Genomic DNA, 17,518 nt, shown 5'->3' with positions numbered 1-17,518 from the left:
CAAGCCGAGCCAAAAAATGAACCGCCGCAAGAAAATCAAACAGCTACTCGAAGCGCACGCCAAAAAGGCCAATGCCAAATTGGCACCCAAAAAGAAATCCACCTATGTCAGCAAAGCCGACCGCTTAAAACTAGCCGATGAATCCAACCAAGACTCAGAAACCATGCCTGAAAGCTGACTTACGTGATTTAAACGCACGGGATGTGCCTGCATATTAAGCCGAATCACAAGTAGCTTTATCCAGCATGCAATCGCCTAGAAAAACATAACAGTGTCGCCCGACAGCAAAAGGAAATTTGCCAATATGAACGTACTTATTCTTCCGGGCAACGGAAACTCAGGGCCGGATCACTGGCAAAGCCACTGGGAACAGACGAATAGCAACTATATCCGCGTCAACCAATCGAGCTGGGACAACCCCAGCTGTGCTGGCTGGATAGTGAACAAAAGGGGACAGATTTATCTATAGCAAAATAAATCTGTCCCCTTTGCTACAGTCCAGGCCACCTTGTGGTGCGACTTAATCAAGCCTTCTGCTGCCAAATCAGGAGCGTACTTATGATGAAAAGATCACTGGTCGTCGTTGCCAGCTTATTCGTAGCGCACTCCATTGCGGCTCAGGCGGAGCAGAATCGCCACCCTCTTGCCAAGGTCAGCTACGACGATTTCAAGACTCTGGTTGCCGAAGTGGAACCGCATCGGCAAAAACGCTTGGTGGACCTCGACACTTTCCTAGAGATGAGCCAACAGCCCGGAGTTGTCATCCTCGACACTCGGTCAGCCTTTCGCTTTGAGCGCATCCATCTCAAGGGAGCCAAGCATTTGAGTTTCCCCGATTTCACTCAGGACAACCTGCGAGAAGTCATTCCCTCGCAAGAGACGGTTGTATTGATCTACTGCAACAACAACTTTGATGGCAATGAAGTGGACTTCGCGTCCAAGATCGCCTTGCCGGTGCGGCCACTCCATCACGCTGGCAAGGCTCCCCCGACTACGCCCACAACGCAGTTCAAGGCGCAGGAAAAACCGCTGATGCTGGCACTCAATGTACCCACGTACATCACGCTCTACGGCTACGGTTATCGCAATGTCTACGAACTGGATGAGCTAGTAGATGTAACGGACCCTCGGGTGTCATTTGAGGGTACAGTCGCTGCCAATAAATAAGCACAGCCCCCTCTACCAAAGGCCCGAACGCCAATCATCCGTGATGGACCACAAGGAAGAACATTCATATGCCAGGCCAATACCCAAACCGGATCAAGCAACTGCCCTTATTCGATGGCCGCTTTGACGCCTATAAGCTTGAGGCCAAAGACAGCACTGTTCTGTTTGCCTCCTACCCCGCCGGCACCTCCATCCCGCCGCATACCCATGACACCGACAACCATGGCGTGATTACGCGCGGCGAGTTGATCCTGACGATGAATAACCAAACCATCAGGGTTGGCGTCGGTGAGTGGTATCACGTACCTGCACATGTTGAGCACTCGGCGCTATTTGAGGTAGAGACGGATGAGGTTGAATTCTGGTTTGTATAAGGCATTACAACCCCCGAAACAAACCTGCCGCCTTTTGTGTAGATCACCATGCAAGCAAAGTTTCGCGCCGACGTACTGCATAACCGCCATAACGCACTGATCATCGAACGCTGGGATGCGTTGAATCTAACGGATGGCTGGCTAGTCGCCGGCTGCCTGTTTCAGACGGTGTGGAATGTGCTTTCTGGGCAGCCGCCGGAGAGCAAGATCAAGGATTACGACTTCTTCTATTTCGACCCTGCTGACCTGAGCGAAGCGGCTGAAAGCGCTGTGCAGCGTCATGTAGAAACCGTGCTGGCAGACCTGGACATAACAGTGGAAGTCGCCAACCAGGTGCGGGTGCACCTTTGGTATGAAGCGCATTTTGGCCATCCCTATGCCGCGCTGAGCAGTGCTAGAGAGGGCATCGAACGCTTTCTGATACCGGGAACATGCGTTGGCATTAACCCCGAAGAGGTCTACGCACCAAACGGCCTTGAGCTTTTGTATAAGGGCACCCTGACGCCAAACCCGCTGACACCACATAAAAGCCTGTTTGCCGAGAAAGCCGCGTCCTATCAGCAACGCTGGCCCTGGCTAAGCATCAGCCCAGATGAGTCGCCACACTCCAACCAAGCAACCCGATTAAAGTAACCCACTCGCTTATCAGGCCGGGCAGGTCCCGCCCTACAGTTCAATATCCGAAATAGAAAAACTTGATTTAGACCCAGCAGCCCCCACATCTGCTGAAACAAAGCGCTATGGACAGGCACATGGAATATTTACTCGCAGTCATTCTCTTCGCGGTTTCATCCTCAGTAACACCTGGGCCAAACAATATTATGGTGATGACATCCGGCCTGAATTTCGGCATCAAGCAAAGCCTGCCGTTACTGACGGGAATATGCGTTGGTTTTACCATCATGCTGTTGCTTGTCGGGCTAGGGTTCGCCCAACTATTTGACCTATTCCCCAGTTTGCACTTCATCATCAAATGCGTTGGCACTCTGTATTTACTCTATCTGGCCTGGTTAATTGCCAAATCGGCTGGGGCGGTTACTGCAGAGCATCAAGCCAAACCCCTAACCTTTATGAAAGGTGCCTTGTTTCAGTGGGTAAATGCGAAGGCGTGGGTAGTCGCTACAGGGGCAATTGCAGCCTTCACAACCATTGGCGCGAGTTTTTACACGCAGAACCTGACAATAGCCCTGACCTTTTTTATCGTGTCGTTTCCATGCGTTGGAGTTTGGCTGCTTTTCGGCTCGGTGCTGAAAACCTTGCTGAAGAGTGAGCAAAATCGAAAGTGGTTCAACTACAGCATGTCAGCACTGCTGGTTCTGTCTGTTGTGCCCGTTGTAATGGAAATATTCACTCAGCTCACTCACCGTTGAACCCGTGCACGGCCTGAATAAGCCGGCCCACACTAGTTGAGGAACCCGCATGATCACCTGCCATATCCGCTACGTGCTCGACCCGCGCAAGCTCAAGGAATTCGAGCATTACGGCAAGCTATGGATTGCCCTGGTGGCGAAGTTTGGCGGCACGCATCACGGTTACTTTCTACCCTCGGAAGGTGCCAACAATATCGGCCTGGCGATGTTCAGCTTCCCCAGCCTGGCGGAGTATGAGCAGTATCGGCTGAAATCCTTCGCCGACGCCGAGTGCCTGGCGGCCTTTAAATATGCGGAAGAGACCCAGTGCATCATCAGCTACGAGCGCACCTTCTTCCGCCCGGTATTCGATGCCTGACTGAACCTTAATTGCCGAGTTAAGCGCATGTCTCAACTAGCCCACTTCCAGTTAATGGCCCGCTATAACGCGTGGATGAATGACAAGCTCTACGCGGCTACAGGCCAGCTTTCGCCGCAGGCGCTGAATGAGGATCGCGGGGCGTTTTTCCCGTCCATCCTCGCCACGCTAAACCATATTGCGGTGGCCGATATCATCTGGCTCAAACGCTTTGCCGAGCACCCGGCCTGCGCTGAGCTACGCGAGGCGATCAAGGATGTACAGCGGCCTACGGCGCTGGATCAGCTGTTGTTCGACACCTTCGCGCCGTTACAGGCATTGCGCAGCCGGCTGGATGGGCATATCAGCAACTGGGTCGCAGCACTGAGCGAGGCGGACCTAGAGCATGTGCTGGCCTACGGTAATATGAAGGGCGTGCCGGCGCAGCGGCCGTACGCCGGCCTGATGCTGCACTTCTTCAATCATCAGACCCACCATCGCGGTCAGGCCAGCACCCTGCTGCATCAGGCCGGTCAGGATATCGGCGTGACCGATTTGTTGGCGCTGATCGCCGACGTTGACCCGCGCTGACACGCGCAACGACCGGACAGGACGTCACCCCATGGCCTTTAACCAAACCGAACGTCTCAGCCTGCTCGCCATCAAGGGCGTTGGCCCCACGGTGATCAAGCGCTTCGAGGAGCTTGGCATCGATTCCCTGGCGCAGCTGGCCACCTACCGGGCCGAAGATATCGCCGAGATGGTCGCCGCCATGCTCAGCAGCACCTGCTGGAAAAACAGCCCACAGGCCAAGGCGGCGCTCAATGCCGCCATCGCCAGAGCCAAAGACAGCCAATGAAACCACTCGCCCTGCTGCGGGTTTATCTCCCGCGCATCGCCTTTCGCCGCGCGGCGCAGGCGCAGCTGGGTGTTTGTTTGCCTGCGGCCACGGCGGCAGCGGTATGGGCCAGAACCCTGGAAATACAGGGCGAATTGCAACGCACGCGAGTGCGTCATTCGCCCGGGGTGAATCTGCTGCTGCGTTATATGCAGTGGGATTGCGCGCTGTACCGCGCCTTGCAGGAGCAAGGCATCGGCCAGCAACAGGCCGGCGAGTGGATCGAGCAGATCAACTGGCAGATCTTCGCCCCGGCCAGCGCCATGGCGTTCAAAGTGTCGCGCCTGCGCAGCAGCCGTTTGCAGGCACGCGTCCAGTGGCTGCTCGATGCGCTGTTCAGCCTGGTGTTTACCCGCCCTTTCCGCCGCACAAACCTGCCCGCTGCCGCTGGCGTGGCCTTTGATGTGCAGGTGTGTCCGCTGGCCAGTTACTTGCGCGACCAGGGCGTGCCGGAGCTGACCCACTTGGCCGCGTGTAGCCTGGATTACCGTATGGCCAGCGACTGGGGCGTGACGCTGCAACGCACGCAAACCCTCGCCGGCGGCGCGGCCTACTGCGATTTCCGCTTTAGCATGCCACCCGTTCAGCTGATTGCTCGCGAAGGCGCGGGCGTCGATAAAACCGCCGCCGATCAACCTGGAAACTAGCTCCGTCGGCCCTCGCGCAGCGGCATGCCCCTGACTGACAGGTCATCCCTGAAACGCCACGTTTGATTGATCGCTCAACAATAACCGGCCTAGACTGCGCGCATTCCGGGGATGCCCCCACCGATGGAGAAGTAGATGCCCAAGGTCGGAATGCAGCCGATCCGCCGCTCACAATTGATCGCGGCGACCCTCGCAGCGGTTGATCAAGTCGGCATGGGGGATGCCAGCATCGCCTATATCGCGCGGATCGCCGGGGTCTCCAATGGCATCATCAGCCATTACTTCAAGGACAAGAACGGCCTGCTCGACGCCACCATGCGCCACCTGATGCAGGCGCTCAGCGATGCCGTGCGCGAACGCCGCGCCAGCTTGCCGCCGGACCGGCCGCGCGAACATCTACGGGCAATGATTGAAGGCAACTTCGATGACAGCCAAGTCAATGGCCCGGCGATGAAGACCTGGCTGGCGTTCTGGGCCACCAGCATGCACCAACCGGCGCTGCGGCGTTTGCAGCGGGTCAATGACCTGCGCCTGTATTCCAATCTATGCGGCCAGTTTCTTCAGGTGTTGCCGCAGGCGCAGGCACGCAGCGCTGCCCGTGGTCTGGCGGCCTTGATCGATGGTTTGTGGCTGCGCGGCGCGCTGTCCGGCGAAGGCTTCGACACCCGCCAGGCGATTGAGATCGCCTACGAATACCTCGACCTGCAATTGGCCAAGGCCATGTAGGGTGGGTTAGGCGCAGGCCACTAGCGTCCACACACCAATGGCTTAATTGCGCCGTAACCCACCATGGGGGCTCAACCAATCTCCTGCCTGGCGGGTTAGCAAAGCGCACATGCTTTTCTGCGCCGCTAACCATCCCTACGTACTTGATTGGTCTATAGCCTCAAACAAGCCTATTACCACTGCCGACACGCGCTGCCTGTCGCGTTTGGCTGTGCTCTGTCGTTTTTATTGATTGATCGTTCAATTTAGATAATTTAGCCTTGCATCTATATTGTCTACACTGACGGCCTGCGCCAGGCGGCTCCCGTCGCCCATCGCACACGAGGAACGCGCCATGCCCCGCTTCGACGAACAGCAACTTTTTATTGGCGGCCGCTATGTAACCGCCAGCAGCGGCGAGACCTTCGACAGCATCAACCCCGCCACCGGGGAAGTGCTGGCCCGTGTGCAGCGCGCCAGCGAGGCGGATGTGGAGTTGGCTGTTGCCAGTGCCACCGAGGGTCAGAAGGTGTGGGCGGCGATGACTGCCATGCAGCGTTCGCGCATTTTGCGCCGCGCCGTGGACATCCTGCGTGAGCGCAACGATGAGCTGGCCGAGCTGGAAACCCTCGACACCGGTAAGCCGTTGAGCGAAACCCGTTACGTCGATATCGTCACCGGCGCGGACGTGTTGGAGTACTACGCTGGGCTGATTCCGGCTATCGAAGGCGAGCAGATTCCGCTGCGCGAAACCAGCTTCGTCTACACCCGCCGCGAGCCATTGGGCGTGGTCGCCGGCATCGGCGCGTGGAATTATCCGATCCAGATTGCCCTGTGGAAATCCGCCCCGGCCCTGGCGGCGGGCAACGCGATGATTTTCAAACCGAGCGAAGTGACCTCACTGACCACCCTCAAGCTCGCCGAAATCTATACCGAAGCAGGCTTGCCCGATGGCGTGTTCAACGTGCTCACCGGCAGCGGCCGCGAAGTCGGCCAGTGGCTGACCGAGCACCCCGGGATCGAGAAGATTTCCTTCACTGGCGGCACCGTGACTGGCAAGAAGGTGATGGCCAGCGCCTCCAGCTCGTCGCTCAAGGAAGTGACCATGGAGCTGGGCGGCAAGTCGCCGCTGATCATCTTCGAAGACGCCGACCTCGACCGCGCGGCCGACATTGCCGTGATGGCCAACTTCTACAGCTCTGGCCAGGTCTGCACCAACGGCACCCGCGTGTTTGTGCCGCGCATGCTACAGGCGCGCTTCGAGGCCAAGGTGGTTGAGCGGGTCAAACGCATCCGCCTAGGCGACCCACTCAATGACAGCACCAACTTCGGCCCGCTGGTCAGCGCGGCACATATGGAAAGCGTGCTCGGCTATATCGAAACCGGCCGCAGCGAAGGCGCACGCCTGCTGATCGGAGGTAATCGCGTGTCCGAGGGCGACTACGCCAAGGGCGCCTACGTCGCGCCGACCGTGTTTACCGATTGCAACGACGGCATGACCATCGTCCAAGAGGAAATCTTCGGCCCGGTGATGAGCATTCTGGTTTATGACACCGAAGAGGAAGTGATTCGCCGCGCCAACGCCACCGACTACGGCCTTGCCGCAGGCGTGGTCACCCGCGACCTGAACCGCGCGCACCGAGTGATCCACAAGCTGGAAGCCGGTATCTGCTGGATCAACACCTGGGGCGAGTCGCCGGCGGAAATGCCGGTGGGCGGCTACAAACAATCCGGCGTCGGTCGCGAAAACGGCCTGACCACCCTGGCGCACTACACCCGAATTAAATCGATACAGCTGGAAATGGGCGACTACGCCTCGGTGTTCTGATCATCAAAACCTTCGTAGGAGCGGGCCATGCCCGCGAAACGCTATCGCGGGCATGGGACTAGGCGTCGCCCCCGCGCCTACAGATCACTACCCCGAAGATCCTACGTTGATTCTCAAGGCGCTCGACTTCGTAGAGTGGATGACGCTTCACCCATCCACCAATTGCAACGGTGGATGAAAAAACGCCATCCACCCTACATAGAGCAACCCGTAGCCCGGATGCAATCCGGGAACAGTCACCGCGTTTTCCCCGGAGTGCATCCGGGCTACAGGAGCTTTTATGCCCCAGGAATTTGACTACATCATCATCGGTGCCGGCTCGGCCGGTAACGTGCTGGCCGCCCGCCTGACTGAAGACGCAGACGTCAACGTGCTGCTGCTGGAGGCCGGCGGCCCGGATTACCGCCTGGATTTCCGCACTCAGATGCCTGCCGCCCTGGCCTTCCCGCTGCAGGGCCGGCGCTACAACTGGGCGTACCTGACCGAACCCGAGCCCTATATGAACAACCGCCGCATGGAGTGCGGACGCGGCAAGGGCCTGGGCGGCTCATCCCTGATCAATGGCATGTGCTACATCCGTGGCAACGCCATGGATTACGACGGCTGGGCTGAGGAGAGGGGCCTGGAAGACTGGAGCTACCTGGATTGCCTGCCGTATTTCCGCAAAGCGGAAACCCGTGATATCGGCGCCAATGCCTACCACGGCGGCGATGGTCCGGTGAGCGTGACCACCCCGAAAAACGGCAATAACCCGCTGTTCCACGCCATGATCGAAGCTGGCGTGCAGGCCGGTTACCCGCGTACCGACGACCTCAACGGTTACCAGCAGGAAGGCTTCGGCCCGATGGACCGCACCGTTACGCCCAAGGGCCGCCGTGCCAGCACCGCGCGCGGTTACCTTGATCAGGCCCGCAAACGAGCGAATCTGACCATCGTCACCCACGCGCTGACTGATCGCATTCTGTTCAGCGGCAAACGCGCCAGCGGCGTGGTTTATCTGCAGGGCGACAACGACACACCGATCACCGTCAACGCACGCCGCGAAGTGCTGCTGTGCAGCGGTGCGATTGCCTCGCCACAGGTGCTGCAACGATCTGGCGTCGGCCCGGCAGCGCTGCTGCGTGAACTGGGCATCCCACTGGTGCACGACCTGCCCGGCGTAGGCCAGAACCTGCAGGACCACCTTGAGGTGTACCTGCAATACGCCTGCAAGCAGCCGGTGTCGCTGTACCCGGCGCTGCAATGGTGGAACCAACCGATGATCGGCGCCAATTGGCTGTTCCTCGGCAAGGGCATCGGCGCCAGCAACCAGTTCGAGGCCGGCGGTTTTATCCGCTCCAGCGCCGACTTCGCGTGGCCGAACATCCAATACCACTTCCTGCCAGTGGCGATTAACTACAACGGTAGCAACGCAGTGAAGGAACATGGCTTCCAGGCGCATATGGGTTCCATGCGCTCGCCGAGCCGTGGACGCATTCACGTCACCTCCAAAGACCCGCGCCAGCACCCGAGCATCCTGTTCAACTACATGGCCCACGAACAGGACTGGCGTGAATTCCGCGACGGCATCCGTATCACCCGCGAAATCATGGCGCAGTCGGCGCTGGACCCGTACCGCGGACGCGAGATCAGCCCAGGCGCCGAGTTGCAGAGCGATGCCGAACTGGACGCCTTTATCCGCGAACACGCGGAAACCGCCTACCATCCGTCGTGTTCCTGCAAGATGGGTGAAGATGACATGGCGGTGGTCGACGGCCAGGGCCGGGTGCACGGTGTGCAGGGCCTGCGCGTGGTGGATGCGTCGATCATGCCGCTGATCGTCACCGGCAATCTGAATGCACCGACCATCATGATGGCCGAGAAGATTGCCGACAAAATCCGTGGCCGCGCCCCACTGCCACGCAGCAGCGCGCCATATTTCGTCGCCGGCAACGCCGCCGCGCGTGGCACTGCGCAGCGCTCCGCTTAACGCTTCACGCCACATCCAGACGCCGCAGCGGTTTCGCCTCTGCGGCGTTTTCTTTATAGAGGCCCGGCACGGCGTGATCTGCAACCCATCGCAACGGCCTTTAGCCCGACGAAACCACACGCTGCTTGAAGCTGCGGGCGAAGGGCGTCGATAATGCGCAGTTTTCAACCAGCGCCTTTATGCGCCGCCGCCCCAACGGCCGACCGAGCAGACCATGAAAGACAGCATTCGCCACCTGATTCAGCAAGCCCTGACCCGCCTCACTGCCGACGGCGTGCTGCCGGAAGGCCTGAGCCCGGCCATTCAGGTGGAGAACACCAAAGACAAGACTCACGGTGATTTCGCCAGCAATATCGCGATGATGCTGGCCAAACCGGCCGGCATGAAGCCACGTGACCTGGCCGAGAAGCTGATCGCCGCACTGCCGGCCGATGCCGCGATCAGCAAGGTCGAGATCGCCGGTCCAGGCTTTCTCAATTTCTATCAGAACACTCAAGCCCTGGCCGCGCGCCTGGATGCCCTGCTGGCCGACGGCAAACTTGGCGTGCGAAAAAATGGCCCAGCGCAGCGCGTAGTGGTCGACCTGTCGGCACCCAACCTGGCCAAAGAGATGCACGTCGGCCATCTGCGCTCGACCATCATCGGTGATGGCGTGGCGCGGGTGCTGGAGTTCCTCGGTGACGAAGTCATTCGGCAGAACCACGTCGGTGACTGGGGTACCCAGTTCGGCATGCTGCTGGCTTACATGCAGGAAAACCCAGTGGCCGCCGAAAGCGAGCTAGCTGACCTGGAAGGTTTCTACCGCGCGGCGAAGAAGCGCTTCGATGACTCGGCTGAGTTCGCCGAGCGTGCCCGTGAGCTGGTGGTGCAACTACAGGCTGGCGATGCTGAATGCCTGCGCCTGTGGCACCGCTTCAATGATATTTCCCTCAGCCACTGCCAAGCGCTGTATGACCGCCTTGGGGTGAAACTGAGCATGGCCGACGTCAAGGGCGAGAGCGCCTACAACGACGACCTTGCCAATGTGGTCGCCGACCTCAAGGCCAAGGGCCTGCTCAGCGAGAGCGACGGCGCGCAGTGCGTGTTTATGGAGCAGTTCAAGAACGCCGAAGACAACCCGCTGCCCCTGATCGTGCAAAAGGCTGGCGGCGGTTACCTGTACGCCACCACCGACCTGGCCGCCACTCGCTACCGCGCCAACGTACTCAAAGCCGACCGCGCGCTGTACTTCGTCGATCAGCGTCAGGCCCTGCACTTTCAAATGGTCTTCACTGCTGCGCGCCTGGCGGGTTTTGTCCCTGAGACGATGCAACTGGAACACATGGGCTTCGGCACCATGAACGGCGCCGACGGCCGCCCGTTCAAGACCCGCGACGGCGGCACGGTGAAGCTGGTCGACCTGCTTGATGAAGCCGAAGAGCGCGCCTACTCCCTGGTCAAAGGCAAGAACCCTGAGCTCGACGAAACCGAACTGCGCCAGATCGCCCGTGCGGTGGGCATCGGTGCAGTGAAATACGCCGACCTGTCCAAGCACCGTACCAGCGACTACCGCTTCAACTTCGAGCTGATGCTCAGCTTCGAGGGCAACACCGCACCGTACCTGCTGTACGCCTACACCCGTGTGGCCAGCGTATTCCGCAAGCTGGGCAAGGGCTTCGAGCAGATCGAGGGCTGCCTCGACCTGCAGGCCGCCCACGAAATCGAACTGGGCGGCAAGCTCGCGCAATTCAACGAAGTGCTTGCCAGCGTCGCCGACAAGGGCGAGCCGCACCTGCTCTGCGCCTACCTGTACGACCTGGCCGGTTTGTTCTCCAGTTTCTACGAGAACTGCCCGATCCTCTCCGCCGAAGACGAAGCGCTGCGCAACAGCCGCCTGCGCCTGGCCGCGCTGACCGCGCGTACACTCAAGCAAGGCCTTGAGTTGCTCGGCCTGGAAACCCTGGAGCGCATGTAAGTGGCGGCGAAGAAGAAACCCGCGGCCAAACGCGGCGCCAGTCGTTATCAGGCTCAGGCGAAAAAACCGGTGCCGGGTTGGTTCTGGCTGGTCTGCGGCCTGGTGATCGGCGGCTTTATGGTGTTTCTGTTCAGCCTCGAACCGGGCCGCGACGAGATCAAGCGCAGCAAGGTCGAACAGGCTCGCGCCACTCAGGCCAATAAAGCGGCGGCCGCCAAGCCCGCCAGCAAAGAGCCGATCAAGCCTAAATACGATTTCTACACCCTGCTGCCGGAATCGGAAGTGATCCTGCCGCCGCAAAGCATTGAGCCCGTCGCCCCTCCCGAGCAGAAACCGGTCAGCCCGGAAGAAGCGGCAAAGATCGACGCCGCCCGCGCCGAAGCTGCACTAAACGGCCAGGTGCCACCGCCGCCGCCGGTGGTGGCCAAAGGCCCGGTGAGCTCGCAGTTCTTCCTTCAGGCCGGCTCGTTCCGCCGCAAGGATGACGCCGACAGCCTGCGTGCGCAGATCATCCTGCTTGGCCAGAGCGTGCAAGTGGAAACCGGGAAGGTGCGCGAGGAAACCTGGCACCGCGTGCTAGTCGGCCCCTTCGCCACCCGCGAACAGCTCGGCCAGGCGCAAAAATCCCTGGCCGGCAGCGGCTTTAGCAATCTGTTGTTACAGCAGCGCCAGGCGCAATAGCCCCCGCGACTTCAGGCCCTGCGGCGTCTCTGACGACTATTTGTCGGACAGCGGATGCATCAGGGCTTGAAGCAGGCCATCGCTGCCCCCACTTCATTCGGCATTGGGCACTTTCGCCCCGCTGCGTGGAGACTCTCCCCTTGACCACCATCGTTTCAGTACGCCGCAACGGCAAAGTCGTCATGGGCGGCGACGGCCAGGTGTCCCTCGGCAATACCGTGATGAAAGGCAACGCGAAAAAAGTTCGTCGCCTGTACCACGGTCAGGTGCTGGCTGGCTTCGCCGGTGCCACCGCCGACGCCTTTACCCTGTTCGAGCGCTTCGAAGGCCAGCTTGAAAAGCATCAAGGTCATCTGGTGCGCGCCGCCGTGGAGCTGGCCAAAGACTGGCGCACCGACCGTTCGCTGAGCCGCCTGGAAGCCATGCTGGCCGTGGCCAACAAAGACGCCTCCTTGATCATCACCGGCAACGGCGACGTGGTTGAGCCCGAGCATGGCCTAATCGCCATGGGCTCTGGTGGCGGCTTCGCCCAGGCCGCGGCCATGGCCCTGCTGCAGAAAACCGACCTGAGCGCCCGTGAAATCACCGAAGCCGCGCTGAACATTGCCGGCTCCATCTGTGTCTTCACCAATCAGAATCTAACTATCGAAGAAGAAGACTGCGCCGAATAAGCGCGCCTTCCTCTGGAGTAAACCTGCATGTCCATGACGCCCCGCGAGATCGTTCACGAACTCAACCGCCATATCATCGGTCAGGACGACGCTAAGCGCGCCGTGGCCATTGCCCTGCGCAACCGCTGGCGGCGCATGCAACTGCCTGCCGAACTGCGCGCCGAAGTGACGCCGAAGAACATTCTGATGATCGGCCCGACCGGCGTCGGCAAGACCGAAATCGCCCGCCGCTTGGCCAAGCTGGCCAATGCGCCGTTTATCAAGGTGGAAGCGACCAAGTTCACCGAAGTCGGCTATGTCGGCCGCGATGTCGAGTCGATCATCCGTGACCTCGCCGATGCGGCGATCAAGCTGTTGCGCGAACAGGAGATGATCAAAGTCCGTCACCGCGCCGAGGACGCCGCCGAAGAACGCATCCTTGATGCCCTGCTGCCGCCGGCCCGCACGGGCTTCAGTGAAGAAGCCGCGCCGGGCAGCGACTCCAACACCCGCCAGCTGTTCCGCAAGCGCCTGCGCGAAGGCCAGTTGGACGACAAGGACATCGATATCGAAGTGGCCGAAGCACCCGCCGGCATCGAAATCATGACCCCGCCGGGCATGGAAGAGATGACCAACCAGTTGCAAAGCCTGTTTTCCAATATGGGCAAGGGCAAGAAGAAGAGCCGCAAGCTCAAGGTCAAGGAAGCCCTGAAGATGGTGCGCGATGAAGAAGCCGCGCGCCTGGTCAACGAGGACGAACTCAAGGCCCAAGCCCTGGAAGCCGTGGAACAGAACGGCATCGTGTTTATCGACGAGATCGACAAGGTTGCCAAGCGCGGCAATACCGGCGGCGCCGACGTGTCTCGCGAAGGCGTACAGCGCGATCTGCTGCCGCTGATCGAAGGCTGCACGGTGAACACCAAGCTGGGCATGGTGAAGACCGACCACATCCTGTTTATTGCCTCGGGCGCGTTCCACCTGAGCAAGCCGAGCGATCTGGTGCCGGAGCTGCAAGGCCGCCTGCCGATTCGCGTGGAGCTGAAGGCCCTGACCCCAGAGGACTTCGAGCGCATCCTCACCGAGCCGCACGCTTCGCTGACCGAGCAATACGCCGCGCTGCTGAACACCGAAGGCCTGGGTATCCAGTTCGTTGCCGAAGGCATCAAGCGCATCGCCGAGATTGCCTATCAGGTCAACGAAAAGACCGAAAACATCGGTGCGCGCCGCCTGCACACCTTGCTCGAACGTCTGCTCGAGGAAGTCTCCTTCAGCGCAGGCGACCTGGCCGGCCAGCAGGCTGGCGCGCCGATTGTGATCGACGCAGCCTACGTCAACAGCCACCTCGGCGAACTGGCGCAGGACGAAGACCTGTCGCGCTATATCCTGTAACGCGCCCGCACGTAGCCCGGATGCAATCCGGGCTACGGAGCAACCCAGGAAGCAACCATGCGCATGCCTACCGCAATAAAACTGCACAAAGCCTCGAAAACCCTGGAGCTGCACTACGGGACTGACGAGCACTACAGCCTGCCCGCCGAGTTTCTGCGTGTGCATTCGCCATCGGCGGAAGTCCAGGGCCATGGCAAACCCATCCTGCAGACCGGCAAGCTCGGCGTTGGCCTGAGCAAGATCGAACCGGCGGGCAACTACGCGCTGAAATTGACCTTCGATGACGGTCACGACAGCGGCCTGTTCACCTGGGATTACCTGGAGCAGCTGGCCATGCGTCAGAGCGAACTGTGGAACGATTACCTCGCCACGCTCGCGGCCGCAGGCAAGTCCCGCGACCCCAGCGAAAGCGTGGTCAAACTGATGCTCTGAAGCGCCCAGGCGATATGCCGACAGGAATTGCCTCAGGCGCTTCAGCTATTTCCTTACCCTTGCACCGCCAAGCGGCAATCTGCCGCAGTGCAGCAGCCCTTCTAGCCCGGTGATCCTGACCGGTTAGAGCGCATTTTCTAATCCTTCCCGGCATACTCATCGCGCATTCGGCCTGGATCGCGGCCAGCTTGCACAAATTCTCAAACTCGGGTAACCAAGTAGTTGGAAGTTTTCTTGCATCTGGCTAGGCCAGCGGCAGGGAATATTGCGGAGCAATCCGCCCTTGGTAATCCGGGCAATACCTGGTTCATGGAACCGGTTCAAAGTCTCGCGAGCAGACTTGGAGCAGGTTCTAGCCCTGTGTCGCCGTGCACAGCATTACGCCGGTATTTCGTCTCAGGACAATGGAGCGTTGTAGATGACAGATAAGAATAATGATGACCTGAAGCACCAGGCCTCCGAGAACACCCTGGGCCTTAATCCGGTGATCGGCATCCGTGGTAAAGACCTGCTTAGCTCCGCCCGGGTCGTACTCAAGCAAGCTATCAAGCAACCTTTGCACAGCGCCAAACACCTTGCTCACTTCAGCATGGAGCTGAAGAACGTGTTGCTCGGCCAATCCGACCTCACCCCCGCCGATGGCGACCGGCGCTTTGCCGATCCGGCGTGGAGCCAGAATCCGCTGTACCGCCGTTACCTGCAGACCTACCTGGCCTGGCGCAAGGAGCTGCATGATTGGGTTGAGCACAGCAACCTGTCCGAGCAGGATGCCAGCCGTGGCCACTTCGTGATCAACCTGATGACCGAAGCCATGGCCCCCAGCAACAGCATGGCCAACCCGGCCGCAGTCAAACGCTTCTTCGAAACCGGCGGCAAGAGCCTGCTCGACGGCCTGTCGCACCTGGCCAAGGACATGGTCAACAACGGCGGCATGCCCAGCCAGGTCAACATGAACGCCTTCGAGGTCGGCAAAAGCTTGGCCACCACCGATGGTGCGGTGATTTTCCGCAACGATCTGCTGGAGCTGATCCAGTACAAGCCGATCACCGAGCAGGTGCATGAGCGCCCATTGCTGGTGGTACCGCCGCAGATCAACAAGTTTTACGTATTCGACCTGTCGCCGGAAAAGAGCGTTGCGCGCTTCCTGCTGCGCAATGGCGTGCAAACCTTCGTGGTGAGCTGGCGCAACCCGACCAAGGCCCACCGCGAGTGGGGCCTGTCGACCTATATCGAAGCGCTGAAAGAAGCCATTGATGTGGTCACGGCTGTCACCGGCAGCAAAGACATCAACATGCTCGGCGCCTGCTCCGGCGGCCTCACCACCACCTCGCTGTTGGGCCATTACGCCGCGCTGGGTGAGAAGAAGGTGCATGCCCTGACCCTACTGGTCAGCGTGCTGGATAACCGCCTGGAAACTGATGTGGCGCTATTCGCCGACGAGAAAAGCCTGGAGCTGGCCAAGCGCCGCTCCTACCAGGCCGGCGTACTGGAAGGCAGCGACATGGCCAAGGTGTTCGCCTGGATGCGCCCCAACGACCTGATCTGGAACTACTGGGTCAACAACTACCTGCTCGGCAACGAGCCGCCGGTGTTCGACATCCTCTATTGGAACAACGACACCACGCGCCTGCCTGCAGCCCTGCATGGCGAGTTTATCGACATGTTTACCTCCAACCCGCTGATCCGTGCGGGCGCGCTGGAAGTCTGCGGCACCCCGATTGATCTCAAGCAAGTCACCAGCGATCTCTACTGCGTGGCGGGCACCACCGACCACATCACGCCGTGGGAGTCGTGCTACAAGTCAGCCAATCTGTTTGGCGGCAATGTTGAGTTCGTGCTGTCCAATAGCGGACATATCCAGAGCATCCTCAACCCGCCGGGTAACCCAAAAGCACGCTACATGACCAACACCCAGATGCATGCGGACCCGAAAACCTGGCAAGCCAGTTCGACCAAACACGCCGACTCTTGGTGGCTGCATTGGCAGGTCTGGCTTGGCGAGCGCTCCGGCGCACAGAAGAAGGCACCAACGCAACTGGGCAACAAGAAACATCCGGCCGGGGAAGCAGCGCCCGGCACCTACGTTCACGAACGTTGATCACCTGCGCACTGCGCAATACTGCCCGCGGCACTGGAGGTGTCGCTCGCCCACCCGCTTTATTTATGCGGGTGAGGCGAACCAGGCTTTGCCCTGGTGTTTCTGGAAAAGACCCGGAGGGTCTGATCCAGCGTTTTAATTGATAGGGCTTTTGCGCATGTCGCTACCTTTCGTATTCCGTACCATTGAACTGGACGGCCAAACTATCCGTACCGCGGTGCGCCCCGGTAACGGCAAAATGACTCCGCTGCTGATTTTCAACGGCATCGGGGCCAACCTGGAACTGGTCATGCCTTTCGTGCGGGCTCTGGACCCTGGCCTGGAGGTCATTGCGTTCGATGTACCCGGCGTTGGCGGCTCGTCCACACCCAGTACGCCGTACCGCTTCCCTGGCCTGGCCAAGCTGGCCGCGCGCATGCTCGATTACCTCGATTATGGCCAGGTCAATGCGATTGGCGTGTCCTGGGGTGGAGCACTGGCGCAGCAGTTCGCCCACGATTACCCCGAGCGCTGCAAGAAACTGATCCTCGCGGCCACTTCGGCCGGCGCGGTGATGATTCCCGGCAAACCCAAGGTGCTCTGGTGCATGGCCAGCCCACGGCGTTATGTGCAGCCGTCCTATGGAGTGCAGATTGCCCCGGAAATCTACGGTGGCGCCTTCCGCCGCGACCCGAAACTGGCCCTGGCGCATGCCAGTAAAGTCCGCTCGGGTGGCAAGATGGGCTACTACTGGCAGCTGTTCGCAGGATTAGGCTGGACCAGCATCCATTGGCTGCACAAGATTCGCCAACCGACGCTGGTGATGGCCGGTGACGACGATCCGCTGATCCCGCTGGTCAACATGCGCCTGCTGGCCTGGCGCATCCCCAACTCGGAATTGCACGTGATCGACGATGGCCACCTGTTCCTGGTGACCCGCGCCGAAGCGGTGGCACCGATCATAATGAAATTTCTCGAGGAAGAACGTCAGCGCGCGATCATGCATCCGCAGCCCGCGCCAGCCCGGACTCTCGGCTAAG

At 60.0% G+C, this 17,518-nt stretch carries 20 protein-coding genes; all 20 read left to right on the top strand.

Going from position 1 to position 17,518, the window contains the following annotated elements:
- Positions 1 to 16 precede the first annotated feature (16 nt).
- A complete protein-coding gene (locus AACX99_RS10985) occupies positions 17 to 178 on the top strand; it encodes a DUF2986 domain-containing protein (protein ID WP_339411769.1) in 162 nt (53 codons plus the stop codon).
- 126 nt (positions 179 to 304) lie between these two features.
- Positions 305 to 469, top strand: coding sequence for an alpha/beta hydrolase (locus tag AACX99_RS10980; protein WP_339411767.1), 165 nt, complete (start codon positions 305 to 307; stop codon positions 467 to 469).
- Between the two features lie 89 nt (positions 470 to 558).
- Entirely contained in the window at positions 559 to 1,167 is a 609-nt protein-coding gene (locus tag AACX99_RS10975; protein WP_269381409.1) for a rhodanese-like domain-containing protein, read from the top strand.
- Positions 1,168 to 1,235: 68 nt separating this feature from the next.
- Positions 1,236 to 1,541 (top strand): cupin domain-containing protein, encoded by a 306-nt coding sequence (locus AACX99_RS10970; RefSeq protein ID WP_339411764.1) that lies wholly within the window; start codon positions 1,236 to 1,238, stop codon positions 1,539 to 1,541.
- A gap of 48 nt (positions 1,542 to 1,589) precedes the next feature.
- A complete protein-coding gene (locus AACX99_RS10965) occupies positions 1,590 to 2,174 on the top strand; it encodes a nucleotidyltransferase family protein (RefSeq protein ID WP_339411762.1) in 585 nt (194 codons plus the stop codon).
- A 119-nt stretch (positions 2,175 to 2,293) separates the two neighbouring features.
- The gene (locus tag AACX99_RS10960; protein ID WP_339411760.1) at positions 2,294 to 2,911 is read left to right on the top strand and encodes a LysE family translocator; all 618 of its coding nucleotides are present in this window, start codon (positions 2,294 to 2,296) and stop codon (positions 2,909 to 2,911) included.
- Between the two features lie 49 nt (positions 2,912 to 2,960).
- Complete coding sequence (locus AACX99_RS10955) at positions 2,961 to 3,269, top strand: NIPSNAP family protein (protein ID WP_282874240.1); 309 nt, start codon at positions 2,961 to 2,963, stop codon at positions 3,267 to 3,269.
- A gap of 27 nt (positions 3,270 to 3,296) precedes the next feature.
- A complete protein-coding gene (locus AACX99_RS10950) occupies positions 3,297 to 3,839 on the top strand; it encodes a DinB family protein (protein ID WP_339411753.1) in 543 nt (180 codons plus the stop codon).
- A 31-nt stretch (positions 3,840 to 3,870) separates the two neighbouring features.
- Positions 3,871 to 4,107 carry a helix-hairpin-helix domain-containing protein gene (locus AACX99_RS10945; protein WP_339411751.1) on the top strand — a complete coding sequence of 79 codons (237 nt, stop codon included), beginning with the start codon at positions 3,871 to 3,873 and terminating at the stop codon, positions 4,105 to 4,107.
- Positions 4,104 to 4,793, top strand: coding sequence for an L-2-amino-thiazoline-4-carboxylic acid hydrolase (locus AACX99_RS10940; RefSeq protein ID WP_339411749.1), 690 nt, complete (start codon positions 4,104 to 4,106; stop codon positions 4,791 to 4,793). Before AACX99_RS10945 ends, AACX99_RS10940 begins: the two co-directional genes overlap by 4 nt.
- Before the next feature lie 135 nt (positions 4,794 to 4,928).
- Positions 4,929 to 5,519, top strand: coding sequence for a transcriptional regulator BetI (betI, locus tag AACX99_RS10935; protein ID WP_339411748.1), 591 nt, complete (start codon positions 4,929 to 4,931; stop codon positions 5,517 to 5,519).
- Between the two features lie 334 nt (positions 5,520 to 5,853).
- A complete protein-coding gene (betB, locus tag AACX99_RS10930; protein WP_339411747.1) occupies positions 5,854 to 7,326 on the top strand; it encodes a betaine-aldehyde dehydrogenase in 1,473 nt (490 codons plus the stop codon).
- Positions 7,327 to 7,606: 280 nt separating this feature from the next.
- The gene (gene betA / locus AACX99_RS10925; RefSeq protein WP_339411746.1) at positions 7,607 to 9,295 is read left to right on the top strand and encodes a choline dehydrogenase; all 1,689 of its coding nucleotides are present in this window, start codon (positions 7,607 to 7,609) and stop codon (positions 9,293 to 9,295) included.
- Between the two features lie 214 nt (positions 9,296 to 9,509).
- On the top strand, positions 9,510 to 11,249 hold the full coding sequence (gene argS, locus AACX99_RS10920; protein ID WP_339411745.1) for an arginine--tRNA ligase: 1,740 nt from the start codon (positions 9,510 to 9,512) through the stop codon (positions 11,247 to 11,249).
- Complete coding sequence (locus AACX99_RS10915) at positions 11,250 to 11,930, top strand: SPOR domain-containing protein (RefSeq protein ID WP_339411743.1); 681 nt, start codon at positions 11,250 to 11,252, stop codon at positions 11,928 to 11,930.
- Between the two features lie 140 nt (positions 11,931 to 12,070).
- Entirely contained in the window at positions 12,071 to 12,601 is a 531-nt protein-coding gene (gene hslV / locus AACX99_RS10910; RefSeq protein WP_273815985.1) for an ATP-dependent protease subunit HslV, read from the top strand.
- A gap of 27 nt (positions 12,602 to 12,628) precedes the next feature.
- On the top strand, positions 12,629 to 13,969 hold the full coding sequence (hslU, locus tag AACX99_RS10905) for an HslU--HslV peptidase ATPase subunit (protein WP_339411741.1): 1,341 nt from the start codon (positions 12,629 to 12,631) through the stop codon (positions 13,967 to 13,969).
- A gap of 57 nt (positions 13,970 to 14,026) precedes the next feature.
- A complete protein-coding gene (locus AACX99_RS10900; RefSeq protein WP_339411739.1) occupies positions 14,027 to 14,401 on the top strand; it encodes a DUF971 domain-containing protein in 375 nt (124 codons plus the stop codon).
- Between the two features lie 418 nt (positions 14,402 to 14,819).
- The gene (gene phaC / locus AACX99_RS10895) at positions 14,820 to 16,499 is read left to right on the top strand and encodes a class II poly(R)-hydroxyalkanoic acid synthase (protein WP_339411737.1); all 1,680 of its coding nucleotides are present in this window, start codon (positions 14,820 to 14,822) and stop codon (positions 16,497 to 16,499) included.
- Positions 16,500 to 16,656: 157 nt separating this feature from the next.
- Complete coding sequence (gene phaZ / locus AACX99_RS10890; protein WP_339411735.1) at positions 16,657 to 17,517, top strand: poly(3-hydroxyalkanoate) depolymerase; 861 nt, start codon at positions 16,657 to 16,659, stop codon at positions 17,515 to 17,517.
- Position 17,518: the final 1 nt, after the last annotated feature.

The organism is Pseudomonas sp. EA_35y_Pfl2_R5 (genome assembly GCF_963970805.1).
In the GTDB taxonomy this organism is placed as follows: domain Bacteria; phylum Pseudomonadota; class Gammaproteobacteria; order Pseudomonadales; family Pseudomonadaceae; genus Aquipseudomonas.
Note: the sequence above shows the minus strand (reverse complement) of the source record. Positions and strands in the feature narration are given on the sequence as shown.

What these genes read in the sequence shown, in the direction of transcription:
- AACX99_RS10975 (WP_269381409.1), top strand. Translation starts at nt 559, where the DNA reads ATGATGAAAAGATCACTGGTCGTCGTTGCCAGCTTATTCGTAGCGCAC.
- AACX99_RS10970 (WP_339411764.1), top strand. Translation starts at nt 1,236, where the DNA reads ATGCCAGGCCAATACCCAAACCGGATCAAGCAACTGCCCTTATTCGAT.
- AACX99_RS10940 (WP_339411749.1), top strand. Translation starts at nt 4,104, where the DNA reads ATGAAACCACTCGCCCTGCTGCGGGTTTATCTCCCGCGCATCGCCTTT.
- AACX99_RS10965 (WP_339411762.1), top strand. Translation starts at nt 1,590, where the DNA reads ATGCAAGCAAAGTTTCGCGCCGACGTACTGCATAACCGCCATAACGCA.
- betA (WP_339411746.1), top strand. Translation starts at nt 7,607, where the DNA reads ATGCCCCAGGAATTTGACTACATCATCATCGGTGCCGGCTCGGCCGGT.
- AACX99_RS10900 (WP_339411739.1), top strand. Translation starts at nt 14,027, where the DNA reads ATGCGCATGCCTACCGCAATAAAACTGCACAAAGCCTCGAAAACCCTG.
- hslU (WP_339411741.1), top strand. Translation starts at nt 12,629, where the DNA reads ATGTCCATGACGCCCCGCGAGATCGTTCACGAACTCAACCGCCATATC.
- phaZ (WP_339411735.1), top strand. Translation starts at nt 16,657, where the DNA reads ATGTCGCTACCTTTCGTATTCCGTACCATTGAACTGGACGGCCAAACT.
- AACX99_RS10955 (WP_282874240.1), top strand. Translation starts at nt 2,961, where the DNA reads ATGATCACCTGCCATATCCGCTACGTGCTCGACCCGCGCAAGCTCAAG.
- AACX99_RS10950 (WP_339411753.1), top strand. Translation starts at nt 3,297, where the DNA reads ATGTCTCAACTAGCCCACTTCCAGTTAATGGCCCGCTATAACGCGTGG.
- AACX99_RS10985 (WP_339411769.1), top strand. Translation starts at nt 17, where the DNA reads ATGAACCGCCGCAAGAAAATCAAACAGCTACTCGAAGCGCACGCCAAA.
- AACX99_RS10960 (WP_339411760.1), top strand. Translation starts at nt 2,294, where the DNA reads ATGGAATATTTACTCGCAGTCATTCTCTTCGCGGTTTCATCCTCAGTA.
- betI (WP_339411748.1), top strand. Translation starts at nt 4,929, where the DNA reads ATGCCCAAGGTCGGAATGCAGCCGATCCGCCGCTCACAATTGATCGCG.
- betB (WP_339411747.1), top strand. Translation starts at nt 5,854, where the DNA reads ATGCCCCGCTTCGACGAACAGCAACTTTTTATTGGCGGCCGCTATGTA.
- phaC (WP_339411737.1), top strand. Translation starts at nt 14,820, where the DNA reads ATGACAGATAAGAATAATGATGACCTGAAGCACCAGGCCTCCGAGAAC.
- AACX99_RS10980 (WP_339411767.1), top strand. Translation starts at nt 305, where the DNA reads ATGAACGTACTTATTCTTCCGGGCAACGGAAACTCAGGGCCGGATCAC.
- AACX99_RS10945 (WP_339411751.1), top strand. Translation starts at nt 3,871, where the DNA reads ATGGCCTTTAACCAAACCGAACGTCTCAGCCTGCTCGCCATCAAGGGC.
- argS (WP_339411745.1), top strand. Translation starts at nt 9,510, where the DNA reads ATGAAAGACAGCATTCGCCACCTGATTCAGCAAGCCCTGACCCGCCTC.